Origin of the sequence: Pseudomonas sp. NPDC089734 (genome assembly GCF_044748865.1) — a bacterium.
In the GTDB taxonomy this organism is placed as follows: domain Bacteria; phylum Pseudomonadota; class Gammaproteobacteria; order Pseudomonadales; family Pseudomonadaceae; genus Aquipseudomonas.
Genome location: NZ_JBIVGV010000021.1, coordinates 40344 through 55503, shown reverse-complemented (window position 1 = coordinate 55503; position 15160 = coordinate 40344). Strand labels below are relative to the sequence as shown.

Below are 15160 nucleotides of genomic sequence, written 5' to 3'. Positions count from 1 at the left end.
CCGATTCAGACGAGAATCAGGTTATCCCGATGAATCAGCTCCGGCTCGGCCATATAGCCCAGCTCACGCACAATCGCGTCGGATGACTGACCGATGATCTTCTGCGCCTCAACTGCACTGTAATTACTCAGGCCGCGAGCGATCTCGCGCCCGTCAGGCGCCACGCAGACCACCATTTCGCCACGCCGGAAACTGCCTTGCACCACTTTCACACCGACAGGCAGCAAGCTCTTGTGATCATTGACCAGAGCCGCAACAGCCCCCTCATCCAGAACCAGCGTGCCCCGAGTCTGCAGATGCCCCGCCAGCCATTGCTTGCGAGCCGCCAGCATTTCCCGCTCAGGTGACAGCAACGTCCCCAGCAGCTCACCCGCCTTGAGGCGCGCCAGAACCTGCTCGATACGCCCACCGACAATCACGGTATGCGCGCCAGAGCGAGCCGCCAGGCGCGCCGCACGCAGCTTGGTCTGCATCCCACCACGCCCCAGAGCGCCACCCGTACCGCCCGCCACTGCATCCAGAGCCGGGTCATCGGCACGCGCCTCATAAATGAGCTGCGCATCCGGATTGTTGCGTGGATCGGCGTCGAACATGCCATCACGATCAGTCAGAATGACCAACAGATCCGCTTCAACCAGGTTGGCCACCAGCGCCGCCAATGTGTCGTTGTCGCCAAAACGGATTTCGTCGGTCACCACCGTGTCATTTTCGTTGATGACCGGCACGACACCCAACTCGACCAGCGTGCGCAGGGTGCTGCGAGCATTCAGGTAACGCTTGCGGTCGGACAGGTCGTCATGGGTCAGAAGGATCTGCGCCGTATGGCGGCCATGCTCGGCAAAGCTCGACTCCCACGCCTGCACCAACCCCATCTGACCAATGGCAGCAGCAGCCTGAAGCTCATGCATGGCACTGGGTCGTGTCGCCCAGCCCAGACGGCTCATCCCGGCAGCCACCGCCCCGGAAGAAACCAGCACCAGCTCGACGCCCGCCTCATGCAGCGCCACCATCTGCTCCACCCACACACCCATGGCCGAACGATCCAGGCCTTTACCGTCCGCCGTCAGCAGGGCACTGCCGATCTTCACGACCCAGCGCTGGGCACCCGTCACTTTGCTGCGCATCATCTTCCAACCTTAGCCAGAGAGTTTCTTAATACGGATTCGAGATACAAAAACGCCGCTATCAGTCAGTAGCGGCGTTCAAGTTTACTGCAAGCGATCAATCTCGGACGTAAATGATTTCCGGACCATCGTCATCATCCACATCGTCTTCATCCCAATCATCCTCACCGATGTCATGCACGCTCTTCACGCCGCTACGGCGCAGAGCACGCTGATCATCCAGAGCCTGCAACTGGGCACGCGCCTCGTCTTCGATACGCTGATCCAGCTCGGCAAGCTCCTCGGCATAACCCGGCTCCTCGATCAGACGCAGACTGCGCTCCTCAAGGTAACGCATGATGTCGCGAGAAAGCTGCTCGGTGCCTTCTTTCGCAATTGCAGAGATCACGTAGACCGGTCCGGTCCACTCAAGACGATCGATGATTTCCTGCTTGCGAGCCTCATGCTCTTCCTCAAGGATCTGATCGCACTTGTTCAGCACCAGCCAGCGATCACGCTCAGCCAGAGAAGGACTGAACTTGATCAGCTCATTGACGATCACCTCGGCCGCATCCGGAGCACTGGACTCATCCAGAGGCGCCATATCGACGAGATGCAGCAACAGACGCGTGCGCGCCAGGTGCTTGAGGAAGCGAATCCCCAGACCCGCGCCATCGGACGCCCCTTCGATCAGACCCGGAATGTCCGCAACGACAAAGCTTTTCCAGCGATCGACACTGACCACACCCAGGTTCGGCACCAGCGTGGTAAACGGGTAATCGGCCACTTTCGGCTTGGCGGCCGAAACGGAGCGAATGAAGGTACTCTTGCCCGCATTCGGCAAGCCCAGCAGACCGACATCCGCCAGTACTTTCAATTCCAGCTTCAGGTCACGCTGATCGCCGGGCTTGCCCGGAGTCGTCTGGCGCGGAGCACGGTTGGTACTGGACTTGAAGCGGGTGTTGCCCAAACCGTGCCAGCCACCTTGAGCCACAAGCAGGCGCTGACCGTCTTTGGTCAGGTCGCCGATGATTTCCTGGGTCGCCGCATCGATCACGGTCGTTCCGACCGGCACGCGCAACACCAGATCCTCACCCTTGCGCCCCGTGCAGTCGGTGCTGCCGCCATTGGAGCCGCGCTCGGCGTCGAAATGGCGGGTATAACGGTAGTCGACCAGCGTATTGAGGTTTTCGTCGGCGATCATATAGACCGAACCGCCATCACCGCCATCACCGCCGTTAGGCCCACCGTTTTCGATAAATTTTTCGCGACGGAAGCTCATGCAACCGTTGCCGCCGTCACCGGCTTTTACTCGAATGGAAACTTCATCTACAAACTTCATAACGCACGCTCCCGCCACAGGGACGAGCAGAACCACATAAATTACATAAGACTCTTGCAAAGATGAGCGTTGCGATACCGATCAGAAACCAGTGACCCCAAGGGTCAACATCACAACAGCCCGCACAAACAGCTTTGCAAGAGACTCACCAACATCTACAAACAAAAAAGCCCCGTCGCAAGACAGGGCTTTTCAAGCTACTGCGAGATTACGCCGCGGAGACTTCAGTCTTCGGAACGATGCTCACATAGCGACGACCGAAGGCGCCTTTAACCTGAAACTTGATCACGCCTTCCACTTTCGCGAACAGGGTGTGATCTTTACCCATGCCAACGCCGTAGCCAGCGTGGAATTGGGTGCCGCGCTGACGCACGATGATGTTGCCTGGAACGATAGCCTGGCCGCCATACATCTTCACGCCAAGTCGTTTGGCTTCTGAGTCGCGACCGTTGCGGGTACTACCACCAGCTTTTTTGTGTGCCATGAGTCAATTCTCCAAATGAGGATTAGGCTGAATTAAGCCTGAATACCTGTGATTTTGATCTCGGTGTACCACTGGCGGTGGCCCATACGCTTCATGTGGTGCTTACGACGACGGAACTTGATGATGCGAACCTTGTCGTGACGACCTTGCGAAACGACTTCAGCCACAACAGTAGCGCCAGCAACAACCGGAGCACCGATGTTGACGTCGTCGCCATTGCCGACCAGCAGGACGCGGTCAAAAGTAACGGATTCGCCAGTAGCGACTTCCAGTTTTTCAATTTTCAGGTATTCACCTGGGGCGACTTTGTACTGCTTGCCACCGGTAACAATTACTGCGTACATGGTATTTCTCCGAAAATCCTGCTCACCCAGCTCTTTATAAGAAGAGTATCGGCTGGCATGGCTGCATCAGGCTGGAACGGCCCGCATGCAATTGCGTAAGGCAGGTGCTGCCCAGGAAAGTTAGGGTGCGCGATTGTACGCAAGGCCGGAACGGCTTGCAAGGGGGCCGACGTCATACCTTGACATGCCCTACCCTGCGACCTAGCATGCGGCGCAACCTTTCTGGAGCACCTGTCGCTGATGCAACCCCAAGCCTTCTACCGCGCGGTGGCGGACGACTTTAGTGCCGTCGACCTGATCATCAAGAAGCAACTGACGTCGCGCGTACCACTGGTTTCGAAAATCGGCGATTACATCACGTCCGCCGGCGGTAAACGCCTGCGCCCGCTGCTGGTGCTGCTCTGTGGCAAGGCCCTTGGACGCGAAGGCGACGACCTGCGCCTGCTGGCCGCCACCATCGAATTCCTGCACACCGCCACCCTGCTGCATGACGATGTCGTCGACATGTCCGGCATGCGTCGTGGCCGCTCCACGGCCAACGCCCTGTGGGGCAACGCTCCCAGCGTGCTGGTCGGTGACTTCCTCTATTCCCGCTCGTTTGAAATGATGGTCGAGCTGGGCTCGATGCCGGTCATGCAGATCCTGTCCAAGGCCACGCGGATCATCGCCGAAGGCGAGGTTCTGCAACTGTCGAAGATTCGCGACGCCAGCACGACAGAAGAAACCTATATGGAAGTGATTCGCGGCAAGACAGCCATGCTGTTCGAGGCCTCGACCCACAGCGCCGCCGCCCTTTGCCAGGCCACGCCCGAGCAGAGCGAAGCGCTGCGCACCTTCGGAGATCACCTGGGCGTTGCCTTCCAGTTGGTGGATGACCTGCTGGATTATCGCGGTGACGCGGAAACCCTGGGCAAGAACGTCGGCGACGATCTGGCCGAAGGCAAGCCGACCCTGCCATTGATCTACACCATGCGCGAAGGCTCGCCAGAGCAGGCTGCCCTGGTCCGTCAGGCCATTCAGAAAGGCGGTCTGGACGATCTGGAAAGCATCCGCAATGCCGTCGAAAGTGCTGGTGCCCTGGATTACACCGCCCAGCTGGCCCGTGACTACGCCGCCCGCGCCATCGCCTGCCTGGAAGCCCTGCCCCCCAGCGAATACCGCGATGCACTGGTCGAACTGAGTGAATTCGCGGTCGCCCGCACCCACTGAGTGCTGCCGGTCGTACAAGAGCCCGTCTTCGTGACGGGCTTTTTTATTGCCTCAGATCAACCGCTCGCCAGAAAATGCGAATTAATCTCAAATAGAAGCTTGCTATTATCGTAATAAGAATTATTCTCATTGCAACAACGCAGGAGATGCTCCATGACTTATTTGATCGATGCATGGCTGGACCGACCACACCCTTATTTGAGGATTCTTCATCGCGAGACAGGAGAAGTCTGCGCCGTACTGGAAGAAGAGGCGCTGGAAGAACTACGCGATCAGGGCGACCTGGACGTGCACAGCCTCAACTCCAGCGAGCCGGTGGTGCTGAAGGAACTGGTGCGCAATCTGTTTCTGTTCTGTTATGCGCGGGCATTGCGCCCGATAGGTGAGTTGCACTGAACATGACGCACTTACATGCCGCTACTGCTGAGCGAATCAACCCGATTCGCTCAGCAGCCTTCTGCATCGAACCGTGATCGATTACAGAACGGCCAGCAGTTCCACGTCGAACACCAGAACGCTGTGTGGAGCAATGCTGCCAACGCCTTGAGCGCCGTAAGCCAGCTCGCTCGGCACGTGCAGGCGCCATTTGCTGCCAGTGTTCATCAGTTGCAGCGCTTCGGTCCAGCCAGCGATGACACCGCTGACAGGGAATTCGGCCGGCTCGCCACGATCGTAGGAGCTGTCGAAGACAGTACCGTCGATCAGTGTGCCGTGGTAGTGAGTACGAACCTGATCTTCACGAGTCGGTTTCGGACCGTCGCCCGCAGTCAGCACTTCGAATTGCAGACCCGACGCCAGCGTCGTCACGCCTTCGCGCTTGCCGTTTTCAGCCAGGTAAGCCAGACCGGCACCCGCAGCCTTTTCAGCCTTGGCAGCCGCTTCGGCCTGCATGATTTCACGGATAACCTTGAAGCTGGCGGACATTTCTTCCTGACCCACACGGCTTGGCTGACCGGCGAACGCATCGCTCAGGCCGGCCAGGATGGCTTCCAGGCTGACACCCGGTGGCGGGTTGTCGCGCAGTTGGTCGCCCAGCTGACGGCCAATACCGTAGCTGACGCGGGTTTCGTCGGTAGACAGATTGACTTCGGACATGACACTGCTCCGTTAAAGGGGCACGCCGACGGTAAACAGCAAAAACCTGAACGGCCACCGCCATTTACCCTGATGCGCCCCGAACCAAAAGGGCAAGCAGCCTAGCACAATTGACCGCGACGCCCTATCGCAGCAACGAACAGGGCCAGAGGGAGAAACAAAACCGCCCGCCCCTTTGCTCATGACTGAACACAGAGGGCGGGCGGCCAGGTATTCCGGGAAAAGCGTCAGTGCTTGGTGAGCTTGTCCAGATAGCCCATCGCAAATGCCGATACCACGAAGGTCATGTGGATGATCACGTACCACATCAGGTATTGCGGCTCGACATTCTTGGCATCCATGAAAACACGCAGCAGGTGGATCGAGGAAATCGCCACGATGGAGGCCGCAACCTTCATTTTCAGCGACGAGGAATCCATCGTCCCCAGCCAGTTGAGCTTTTCCTTGTCTTCACCGATATCCAGTTGCGAAACAAAGTTCTCGTAGCCGGAAATCATCACCATCACCAGCAGACCGCCCACCAGCGCCATGTCGATCAACGACAACAGGACCAGAATCAGGTCGGCTTCGGCCAGCGAGAAGATGTTGGGGAGAACGTGAAAGATTTCCTGGAAAAATTTCAGGCCAAGGGCCAGCAAACCAAAGGACAGACCGAAATAGATGGGGGCCAGCAGCCAACGCGATGCGTACATCGCATTCTCAAAAAAACGTTCCATTGAAACTCGCCAGTGATTTGGAATGACGGGCGAGTATATCAGCGAGAGCCAGCAGCTCTAGAGATGCGACAAAATGACACAGAAAAACCACCGTCGGAAATGACGGATATCAACGACATAACGCAGCCAGGAACTCAGAAAGGGAACGATCGCTGGTAACGGGAAAGCTCGCCATTGATGCGACGTAGCTCACCCTGCATATGCAGTCTCCAGATGGGCACATCTCCGGCCCCTTGATAGCCATGCAGGGCAAGGCTTTCAGCGATGGCGAGCAATACCGACTCGGCGGCCAGAAAACCGTGAAAAGGTCCTTGAGATTTGATCGCGGAAGGTTGCTCGCCTGACATCCCGGCGGCGAAAAGCAACATCCACATGCCACCGTCGCCGGGAAGCGGCCGGATGACACATTCAATGCGGGTCATCAAACCCAGGCATTGACGGGTAAGACAGAGGGTACGCTGCATGGCGGTTTCCTCGTAAGCGACAGTATTCGCCTCCTCCTGTCTCAGCGAGATGACGCGCCAGTCCGTTTGACCACTGTGGTAATCAGACAGAATAGAAGAAAAGTCGCAGAGTAAACGCATGCCGGATGAACGGACTCCGCGAATGAATTCGCTCCAACCATGGTGGGAGCGAATTCATCCGCGAAGGGCCTATCAAACCTTCAATTCAGGTTGTAACTGAGCCGGTTCCTTTTCCAGCTCTTCCTTGAGGTCTTCGTCGCTGAGCATTTCTGCGATATCGCGCAGGCGCTCGACCACCCGGGCGTTGACGCTGCCTTCCGGGAACTCGCCATTCTCATCCGGTGTACCGGCCGGCTCACCGACCAACAGGCTCAAGGCCTCATCGGCCTGACGCACCGCATACACATGGAACTGCCCGGCCCGCACCGCCTGTAGCACACGCTCATCGAGCATCAGCGTCGCGACGTTGGCCTGAGGAATGATTGCGCCCTGCTCTCCTGTCAGGCCTCGTGCTTCGCAGAGTCGGAAGAAGCCCTCGATCTTCTCGTTGACGCCCCCCACCGCCTGCACTTCACCGAACTGGTTGATCGAGCCGGTGATCGCAAAACACTGTTTGAGCGGGGTACGCGACAATGCCGAAATCAGTGTGCAGGCCTCACCCAGCGAGGCGCTGTCACCGTCGACATAACCATAGGATTGCTCCAGCGCGATGCTGGCGGAAATGGCCAGCGGGAATTCCTGCGCATACCGGCTACCCAGGTACCCCGTGAGAATCATGACGCCCTTGGAGTGAATCGGCTGCCCCAGGTTGACCTCGCGCTCGATGTCGACAATGCCGCTGCCACCGGGGTAAACCGTGGCCGAAATACGGGCCGGCACGCCGAATGCCGAATCACCGACCTCCAGCACCGTCAGACCGTTGCACTTGCCGACTGCGGCACCGTCGGTGTCGATCAGAATGATACCGGCCAGCATGTCGTCGAGAATCCGCGCCGAGACACGCCCGGTACGGGTGGCCTTGGCCTTGAGCGCACGCTCGATATGCCCGGCATCGGTCTGCTCTTCGTTGGCCAGCTGGCGAATGAAATCGGCCTCGCTGACCAGTTGGAACAAATCACCGATCCGGGCCGACAAGCGCCCCTGATGCTCGGCCAGACGCGCACTGTAGGTCGCCAGACGCGCCACGGCATCGGCCGTCAACGGCGCCATCCCTTCCTCAGAGGTCCGGGTTTTCAGCAACTGGGCGAACTGTTCCAGGGTTTCGTCGACCATCTGGATTTCTTCGTCGAAATCCACCAGTACCCGGAACATCTCCTGGAAGTCGGGATCCAGGTCCTGCAGGGTGTAATACAGCGAGCGGGCGCCAATGATGATGATCTTGACGTTCCACGGGATCACTTGCGGGGTCAGGGTCACCGTAGCAAAACGCCCCATCTCGCCCAGCGGGGACTCCATTTTCAGCTTGCGCGATTGCAAGGTGCGCTTGAGCGCATCCCAGACAAACGGCTCGCCGAGCATCTTTTCCGCTTCCAGGATCAGGAAGCCGCCATTGGCACGGTGCAACGCACCGGGACGCAACTGGCGATAGGTGGTGTAGAGCGCGCCCTGATCGGTGCTGTATTCGATACGGCCGAACAGGTTGTCGTAGGTCGGGTGCGGCTCGAATACGACAGGCGCTCCACCGCTGTGGGTATGACCGACCACAAGGCTCGGGCTGTATTGCTCTTCCAGCAGCTTGCGGGCCTGAGCGTCGGTCTTGCTGTCATCGACCAGTTGCTCGACGACCGTCTTGAGCAGATAGACCTGCATGGCCTGCAGATAGGCGCAGACGGCAGCGTTCTCGGCATACTTTTCCGACAGCGGTGCCAGCAATGGCTGCAAGGTCAGGGTGATGGTTTCTTCATTCAACTGACGCAACTGATTGCTGGATTCACGCTTCCATTGCGGCAGGCTGGCCAGTTCTTCGTTGAGGCGCTCTTCAAGGCCGGAGATATCTTCGTGGAAACGCTCGCGCTCGGCTTCCGGCAACTGGGAAAACTCGGCCTCGTCCAGCGCCTTGCCGTCGGCCATGGGCGTGAAGGCGATATTGGTGCTGTCACGGTACAGCGCGATGTCCTTTTCCAGCGCCAGACGCTCGATCACGTCCAGGGCACGGTCATAGCGCTGGTTGAAGGCACGGTCGATGGCGCTTTTCTTCTGCTGATACGACGGATGCTCGAAGACCGCCGGAAAGGTCGCCAGCAGGTTATCGATCAGGACACCGATGTCGGCCATGAAATCCTGAGCGCTGCCGGGAGCCAGTTCCAGTGCCTTGGGCTCGCGGGGCTCATCGAAGTTATTGACGTAGACCCAGTCCGACGGGGTCTGCATGCGCTTGGCCTCAGCCTTGAGGTAGCGCTTCACGAACGAAAACCGGCCAGTGCCAGGCTCACCCATGACAAACACGTTATAACCGGGGCGCGGCATGGCCACACCGAACTGCAAGGCCTCTACGGCTCGTTCCTGGCCGAGGACACCTCGAAAGGGCTCCAGATCGTTGGTCGTCGAAAAGCTGAACTGTTCAGCGGAAAACGGACGTGTCAGCGCTTGTGGCGCTAGACGAAGGCTGGCTGCGACAGAATCGGGCATCAGTGTTCCTTACATCAGGCGGGGCAGATGTCGGCATTCTGGCGCTCGCCGGACAAGACTTGCAACACGAGAACGATCTGAATGTTTTTCGTTACAGGGAGGACGGCCGTTCGCGCCTGAAAAACCCTCGTAACAGAAACAATCTGCAATCTCCTACGGAACCCTTGGAACCGTCCTAAACTCCAAACTGCGCGAATGGTTGTTAAATAGCCGTTGGCCTTGACGCACGGCCGGGAACGAGAAGTCAGCGAACGTGGAGCTTGTCGCGCCCGACCGATTCAAGAACCCCGACTTTGGTTGAACATAAAAGAGAAAAAGCTATGAAACGGATTCTTCTTGGAACGCTCTTTACCGCAGTCTCTATCAATGCCATGGCACAGGCACCCGGCGGCCCCGATTGTGGCTGGGGCAACCTGCTGTTCGAAGGCCAGCGTGGCACCCCGGCCCACTTCCTGGCCTCCACCACCAACGGCACCTCCGGTAATGCCACATTCGGCATGACCTCCGGCACCAACGGCTGCTCCACCAGCGGCGCACTGACCTACGGCGGCAAATCCTGGCTAGCCATGAATGGCATGATGGATGAACTGTCCAAGGACATGGCCATGGGTCAGGGTGAAGCACTGACCACCTACGCGGTCGTGCTGGGCGTTGCACCGGAAGACCGTGCGCATTTCGCCGCAGTCACCCATGAACATTTCTCGCAGATTTTCAGCAAGGCAGACACCACTGCCGAGGACGTTCACAGCAACACTCTGAATGTTCTGAAAAACGATCCGACCCTGGCCAAATACGCAACCCAGGCCTAAAGTCGTTTGCCCGCCCTCCAGCTCTGGAGGGCGGGTCTCCATCTTCTGACAAGTTGCTTTCTATGCTCAAACGTCTTGCGTATCTGGCGCTGTCTTTCTGTGCCCCGTTATCCGCTGCCCCTCACGTGACCGCAGACCGTTTGCAGCAATTGGCCAATGAGCCATTCTGGATTTCCCTGGGCCATTACGAGCCTGCCAAGCTGGGCGGCTGGCGCAGTTATGTCGACGACCCCAAATTTTTTCTGGCTGACCACGGCGCCCATGACCCGAAGGCCGAACTGAACGCAACGCTGGAAGCCCTCTATGCTCCGGTCGCCAATGAGCAGACCCACGCCCAGTGCGTCTATCCGGCCCGCACACGCTGGCTGCGCGACCAGTTGCAACTGACCGACCTGCCAGCAGTGGACTGCACGGAATTCAAAGCCTGGTTCAAGGATGTCGACCCCGACAGTACCGTCCTGATCTTCCCGGCGGCCTATCTCAACAGCCCGTCGTCCATGTTTGGTCACACCCTGCTGCGTATCGATCCGGCCAGCGCCAGGACCAGCGGGACGACACTGCTCAGTTATGCCATCAACTTCGGTGCCTATATCGAGGGCATGGACAACAGCATTCTCTATGCCTGGAAAGGCCTGATGGGCGGCTACCCTGGCCTGTTCGCACTGGTGCCCTACCAGGAAAAGCTGTCGGAATACCGCAGCCTGGAAAACCGCGACCTGTGGGAATACCGGCTGAACCTGACCCGCGAAGAAACACAACGCATGGTCGAGCATGTCTGGGAGCTGAAGCAGATTCGTTTCAGCTACTTCTTCTTCGACGAAAACTGCTCTTATCGCCTGCTGGAGCTGCTGCAGGTGGCACGGCCGGGCCTGAAGCTGACCGAGCAATTTGACCTCACCGCCATTCCGACCGATACCGTCAAGGCGATCAAGGCCGCCGGGCTGGTGGAAAAGATCGAATACCGCCCTTCTCGCGAGCGCGAGCTGCTCAGCCGCGCCGAGCCTTTGAGCCAGGACGAGCAACAGTGGGTGCTGAAAGTCAGCGCTGACCAGACCCTGCTCAAGGACAACCAGTATCAGGCCATTCCCAAAGAGCGCCGAGCCTTGATCCAGGACGCCGCCTATCGTCTGGAACGCTACCGGGCCAACGGACTGGAACGTGACAGTGCCCGTTCTCAGCGCAGCTTCGAGCTGTTACAGGCCATCAATCAGAACCCGCCCCCTCAGCTGGATATTCAGCGTCCCGGCCTGCCGGAAGAAGGCCATGAGTCCCGAACCTGGCAACTGGGCGTGGGCAGCCGCAATGACAGGGCATTTGCCGAATACGGCCTGCGCATGGCCTATCACGACCTGAACGACAACGCCTACGGCTTCCCGCTGGGGGCACAGATCGAGATCCTTCAGCTCAAACTGCGCCAATACGAAGGCAATGAGTGGCAGGTACAGCAACTGGACCTGGCAACCATCCGCTCATTGACGCCCCGAAATGCCTTGCTGCAACCCTGGTCCTGGCAAGTGACGGGCGGCCTGGAACGTGTACCGGGCAAACATGGCGATGAAAACCTCGTCAGCCACGTCAACGGCGGTGCCGGTGGCACCTGGCAATTGGCCGAAGAGGTTCTGGGCTTTGCACTGGGCACCGTGCGTGTCGAGCACAACAATGACTTCTCGGAGTTCATCTCACCGGCAGCCGGGTTCAACACGGGCCTGCTCTGGCGCAATCCGCTGGGCAATCTGAGCCTGGAGGCCAAGGGCGATTACTTCACCAATGGCGAAGTACGACGCAGCATCAGCCTCAATCAACAATGGGAACTGTCCCGCAATCTGGGCCTGCGCCTGAGTGCGCAGCGTGAGTTCAGTCAGATGGCCACGCCGCAGAATGAAGTGATGCTTGAGGTGAAGTGGTACCACTATTGATGGGGGATGGTTTTTCGCGAATGAATTCGCTCCTACGGGGTTAAGGGGCATCTCGCGCTCCGGTGTAGGAGCGAATTCATTCGCGAAAGCTGAACGCGACTTTTACAAATAACTCACAAGCAGGCCACTACACTTAAGCCATCAGTAGAGGAAATCAACATGAACCTGCGCTGGGCGTTATTGTGGCTGGCTATCGTATTGACGGGCTGTCAGTCCCCCCAGAACCGTCTGGTGGCCGAGGGTTACCCACCGGCATTCGCGGCGGGCTTTCAGGATGGCTGCGGCAGCGGCAAGGAAGCGGCCGGGGCCTTTACCGGGCAGTTCCAGAAGGATGTGCCCCGCTACCTCAAGGACAAACTCTACGCTGAAGGCTGGAACGACGGATTCCGTCAATGCCAGGCCATGGCGGACAGACGCGACAGGCTTGACCCCGGACAGGTCTGGAATGACCGCGACCGTGACTGGGAGCGAGAGAAGACCCGAAGTGCCGCCAAGGCCTATCGTCCAGATTAAGGTCGCTTCGGGACATTCGACGAAACCAATCGGATGCAACCATGGCCCAATCCCCAAACAGGAGGACAAACCATGAGTCGCGCTTTCGTCAATGAGGACAACGCCGCTGCTGACGCCAGCCAGCCGGTGGAACGGCTGGTCAGCACGCAGCCCAATTACGTCACCGCCCACGGGCTCTTGCTATTGCAACTGCACGTCAGCGAACTGCAGACGCAACACAGCGCACAAACCGCTCTGGGCGACAACGCCGACAAACAGCGCCTGGCCGATCTGGAGCGTGATCTGCGTTATTTCACGCAACGCCTGCAAAGCGCACAGGTGGTCACGCCTGCCATTTCCACCGAACAGGTACAGATCGGCAGTTGGGTGACCTTCGCGGATGAGCAGGATAATCGCCAACGGGTGCAGTTGGTCGGGGAGGATCAGGCCGATGCAAACAAAGGGCTGATCAACTGGAGCTCGCCCCTGGGGCGCGCATTGCTGGGGACGCAGTTGGGGGATGAGGTGTTATGGAAACGTCCGGCAGGGGATCAGATCATTGAAATCGTCTTGATCGAGCCCGATGACGGGGTATCCGGAACATGACCTCCGCAGGCAAGCGCATGACGCGCTTGCCTGCGAAGATGCATCCGATCAGGCCAGCTTCTTGTGCCGTACCCGATGTGGCTGGGCTGCAGCATCGCCCAGACGTTTCTTGCGGTCGGCTTCGTACTCGGTGTAGTTGCCCTCGAAGAACACCGCTTGCGAATCGTCTTCGTAAGCCAGGATGTGCGTCGCCACACGGTCCAGGAACCAGCGATCGTGGGAAATCACAATGGCAGCGCCAGGGAAGTCCAGCAGGGCCTCCTCCAGCGAACGCAAGGTTTCCACGTCCAGGTCGTTGGACGGTTCGTCGAGCAGCAGCACGTTGCCGCCTTCTTTCAGGGTCAACGCCAGGTGCAGACGACCGCGCTCACCACCGGAGAGGTCCTTGACGAACTTCTGCTGATCGCCGCCCTTGAAGTTGAAGCGACCGACGTAGGTGCGCGACGGGATCTCGTAGTTGCCGATACGGATCTGGTCCGAACCGTCGGAAATCTGCTGGAATACGGTCTTGCTGCCGTCCAGGTCCTCACGGCTCTGGTCGACGCAGGCCAGTTGCACGGTTTCACCGATTTCGATGCTGCCCGAATCCGGTTGTTCCTTGCCCATCAGCATGCGGAACAGCGTCGACTTACCGGCACCGTTACCACCGATCACGCCGACAATGGCGCCTTTAGGCATGGAGAAGGACAGGTTGTCGATCAAGACGCGGTCGCCATAGCCTTTGGTGACGTTCTTGAACTCGATGACCTTGTCGCCCAGGCGTGGGCCGGCCGGGATGTAGATCTCGTTGGTTTCGCTGCGTTTCTGGAATTCCTGCGATTGCATTTCCTCGAAACGTTGCAGACGGGCCTTGGATTTGGACTGACGAGCCTTGGCACCTTTGCGCACCCACTCCAGCTCTTCCTTCATGGCCTTTTCATGGGCGGATTGCTGCTTGGATTCCTGGGCCAGACGCTCGGACTTGGCTTCCAGCCAGCCCGAGTAGTTGCCTTCGTACGGAATGCCCGCGCCGCGGTCGAGTTCCAGAATCCAGCCAGCGACGTTATCCAGGAAGTAACGGTCGTGCGTGATCGCAACCACAGTACCCGGGAAATCGTGCAGGAAACGCTCCAGCCAGGCGACAGAGTCGGCATCCAGGTGGTTGGTCGGTTCGTCGAGCAGCAGCATGTCCGGAGCGGACAGCAACAGACGGCACAGGGCTACACGGCGTTTTTCACCACCGGACAGGACCGAAACCTTCGCATCCCAGGCCGGCAGACGCAGTGCATCGGCGGCGACTTCCAGCTGACGATCCAGGTTATGGCCATCGCTGGCTTGCAGGATCGCTTCCAGTTTGGCCTGCTCGGCCGCCAGCTTGTCGAAGTCGGCATCCGGGTCGGCGTATTCGGCATAGACCTGATCCAGACGAGCCTGAGCGTCCTTGATGACGCTGACCGCCTCTTCGACCACTTCACGAACGGTCTTGTTGGGGTCAAGTTGTGGCTCTTGCGGCAGATAACCCACATTCAACTCAGGCATCGGACGGGCTTCACCGTCGAACTCGGTATCGACACCGGCCATGATTTTCAACAGCGTGGATTTACCCGAACCGTTGAGGCCCAGTACACCGATCTTGGCGCCCGGGAAGAAGGAAAGGGAGATGTTCTTCAGGATTTCCCGCTTCGGCGGCACAACTTTGCTCAGCCGATGCATGGTAAAGACGTATTGAGCCATGGAATGAAAACCTAGCGTCTGTGAGAGTGACTGATTAAAGCGCGAGCTTTTATTTGTCTATGGTACTTGCCGCCGTGCCATTCCAAGCCTTGAATGAAGCAGACAGGAAACAGACTTTGGCATAGGGGCAAATATAAAGCAGGATCGATGTTTGCAGGCAGTGGATTCACGCTTGCAGGAGTCGGTTTAAAACGCGCATCGGGCAAAGCTACCCGAATGCGGCTTGCAGGGCAAACGAT

General features: G+C 58.5%; 15 protein-coding genes. 6 read left to right on the top strand and 9 right to left on the bottom strand.

The features are described 5' to 3' along the window. Positions 1–5: 5 nt before the first annotated feature. The 4 genes from proB to rplU all read right to left on the bottom strand — a co-directional run bounded on the left by proB (position 6) and on the right by rplU (position 3273). Positions 6–1124 (bottom strand): glutamate 5-kinase, encoded by a 1119-nt coding sequence (gene proB / locus ACIPY9_RS21780; protein WP_400706443.1) that lies wholly within the window; start codon positions 1122–1124, stop codon positions 6–8. Positions 1125–1221: 97 nt separating this feature from the next. Then, entirely contained in the window at positions 1222–2445 is a 1224-nt protein-coding gene (gene cgtA / locus ACIPY9_RS21775; protein WP_400706358.1) for an Obg family GTPase CgtA, read from the bottom strand. Between the two features lie 208 nt (positions 2446–2653). Further along, entirely contained in the window at positions 2654–2929 is a 276-nt protein-coding gene (rpmA, locus tag ACIPY9_RS21770) for a 50S ribosomal protein L27 (RefSeq protein ID WP_025261879.1), read from the bottom strand. Between the two features lie 32 nt (positions 2930–2961). Continuing rightward, on the bottom strand, positions 2962–3273 hold the full coding sequence (gene rplU, locus ACIPY9_RS21765; RefSeq protein WP_201006350.1) for a 50S ribosomal protein L21: 312 nt from the start codon (positions 3271–3273) through the stop codon (positions 2962–2964). Between the two features lie 240 nt (positions 3274–3513). Between rplU and ACIPY9_RS21760 the strand changes: the two genes are divergently transcribed. Beyond that, entirely contained in the window at positions 3514–4482 is a 969-nt protein-coding gene (locus ACIPY9_RS21760) for a polyprenyl synthetase family protein (RefSeq protein ID WP_400706353.1), read from the top strand. A gap of 153 nt (positions 4483–4635) precedes the next feature. Next, complete coding sequence (locus ACIPY9_RS21755) at positions 4636–4878, top strand: hypothetical protein (protein WP_400706350.1); 243 nt, start codon at positions 4636–4638, stop codon at positions 4876–4878. A gap of 81 nt (positions 4879–4959) precedes the next feature. On the opposite strand, the gene ACIPY9_RS21750 is transcribed toward ACIPY9_RS21755, so the two are convergent. From ACIPY9_RS21750 to ACIPY9_RS21735, 4 genes are all read right to left on the bottom strand, one after another. Continuing rightward, a complete protein-coding gene (locus tag ACIPY9_RS21750; protein WP_400706347.1) occupies positions 4960–5577 on the bottom strand; it encodes an FKBP-type peptidyl-prolyl cis-trans isomerase in 618 nt (205 codons plus the stop codon). Between the two features lie 227 nt (positions 5578–5804). Beyond that, complete coding sequence (locus ACIPY9_RS21745) at positions 5805–6293, bottom strand: TIGR00645 family protein (protein ID WP_400706344.1); 489 nt, start codon at positions 6291–6293, stop codon at positions 5805–5807. A 134-nt stretch (positions 6294–6427) separates the two neighbouring features. Next, positions 6428–6757 carry a hypothetical protein gene (locus tag ACIPY9_RS21740; protein ID WP_400706440.1) on the bottom strand — a complete coding sequence of 110 codons (330 nt, stop codon included), beginning with the start codon at positions 6755–6757 and terminating at the stop codon, positions 6428–6430. A 192-nt stretch (positions 6758–6949) separates the two neighbouring features. Further along, positions 6950–9385 carry a Lon protease family protein gene (locus ACIPY9_RS21735; protein ID WP_400706341.1) on the bottom strand — a complete coding sequence of 812 codons (2436 nt, stop codon included), beginning with the start codon at positions 9383–9385 and terminating at the stop codon, positions 6950–6952. 320 nt (positions 9386–9705) lie between these two features. On the opposite strand from ACIPY9_RS21735, the gene ACIPY9_RS21730 reads away from it, so the two are divergent. From ACIPY9_RS21730 to ACIPY9_RS21715, 4 genes are all read left to right on the top strand, one after another. Continuing rightward, positions 9706–10194 (top strand): DUF3015 domain-containing protein, encoded by a 489-nt coding sequence (locus ACIPY9_RS21730; protein ID WP_400706338.1) that lies wholly within the window; start codon positions 9706–9708, stop codon positions 10192–10194. A 62-nt stretch (positions 10195–10256) separates the two neighbouring features. After that, complete coding sequence (locus tag ACIPY9_RS21725; RefSeq protein ID WP_400706335.1) at positions 10257–12110, top strand: DUF4105 domain-containing protein; 1854 nt, start codon at positions 10257–10259, stop codon at positions 12108–12110. Between the two features lie 159 nt (positions 12111–12269). Beyond that, positions 12270–12623 (top strand): hypothetical protein, encoded by a 354-nt coding sequence (locus tag ACIPY9_RS21720; RefSeq protein WP_400706332.1) that lies wholly within the window; start codon positions 12270–12272, stop codon positions 12621–12623. A 72-nt stretch (positions 12624–12695) separates the two neighbouring features. Then, positions 12696–13208, top strand: coding sequence for a GreA/GreB family elongation factor (locus ACIPY9_RS21715; RefSeq protein ID WP_400706329.1), 513 nt, complete (start codon positions 12696–12698; stop codon positions 13206–13208). Positions 13209–13256: 48 nt separating this feature from the next. Here the strand turns inward: ACIPY9_RS21715 and ettA are convergent, their stop codons facing one another. Further along, positions 13257–14921 carry an energy-dependent translational throttle protein EttA gene (gene ettA / locus ACIPY9_RS21710; RefSeq protein ID WP_400706326.1) on the bottom strand — a complete coding sequence of 555 codons (1665 nt, stop codon included), beginning with the start codon at positions 14919–14921 and terminating at the stop codon, positions 13257–13259. Between the last annotated feature and the right edge of the window lie 239 nt (positions 14922–15160).

Coding starts and splice junctions, on each gene's coding strand:
- proB (WP_400706443.1), bottom strand. CDS start 1,124: ATGCGCAGCAAAGTGACGGGTGCCCAGCGCTGGGTCGTGAAGATCGGC.
- ACIPY9_RS21740 (WP_400706440.1), bottom strand. CDS start 6,757: ATGCAGCGTACCCTCTGTCTTACCCGTCAATGCCTGGGTTTGATGACC.
- ACIPY9_RS21750 (WP_400706347.1), bottom strand. CDS start 5,577: ATGTCCGAAGTCAATCTGTCTACCGACGAAACCCGCGTCAGCTACGGT.
- ACIPY9_RS21745 (WP_400706344.1), bottom strand. CDS start 6,293: ATGGAACGTTTTTTTGAGAATGCGATGTACGCATCGCGTTGGCTGCTG.
- ACIPY9_RS21755 (WP_400706350.1), top strand. CDS start 4,636: ATGACTTATTTGATCGATGCATGGCTGGACCGACCACACCCTTATTTG.
- rplU (WP_201006350.1), bottom strand. CDS start 3,273: ATGTACGCAGTAATTGTTACCGGTGGCAAGCAGTACAAAGTCGCCCCA.
- ACIPY9_RS21730 (WP_400706338.1), top strand. CDS start 9,706: ATGAAACGGATTCTTCTTGGAACGCTCTTTACCGCAGTCTCTATCAAT.
- ACIPY9_RS21715 (WP_400706329.1), top strand. CDS start 12,696: ATGAGTCGCGCTTTCGTCAATGAGGACAACGCCGCTGCTGACGCCAGC.
- cgtA (WP_400706358.1), bottom strand. CDS start 2,445: ATGAAGTTTGTAGATGAAGTTTCCATTCGAGTAAAAGCCGGTGACGGC.
- ACIPY9_RS21760 (WP_400706353.1), top strand. CDS start 3,514: ATGCAACCCCAAGCCTTCTACCGCGCGGTGGCGGACGACTTTAGTGCC.
- ACIPY9_RS21725 (WP_400706335.1), top strand. CDS start 10,257: ATGCTCAAACGTCTTGCGTATCTGGCGCTGTCTTTCTGTGCCCCGTTA.
- ACIPY9_RS21720 (WP_400706332.1), top strand. CDS start 12,270: ATGAACCTGCGCTGGGCGTTATTGTGGCTGGCTATCGTATTGACGGGC.
- ACIPY9_RS21735 (WP_400706341.1), bottom strand. CDS start 9,385: ATGCCCGATTCTGTCGCAGCCAGCCTTCGTCTAGCGCCACAAGCGCTG.
- rpmA (WP_025261879.1), bottom strand. CDS start 2,929: ATGGCACACAAAAAAGCTGGTGGTAGTACCCGCAACGGTCGCGACTCA.
- ettA (WP_400706326.1), bottom strand. CDS start 14,921: ATGGCTCAATACGTCTTTACCATGCATCGGCTGAGCAAAGTTGTGCCG.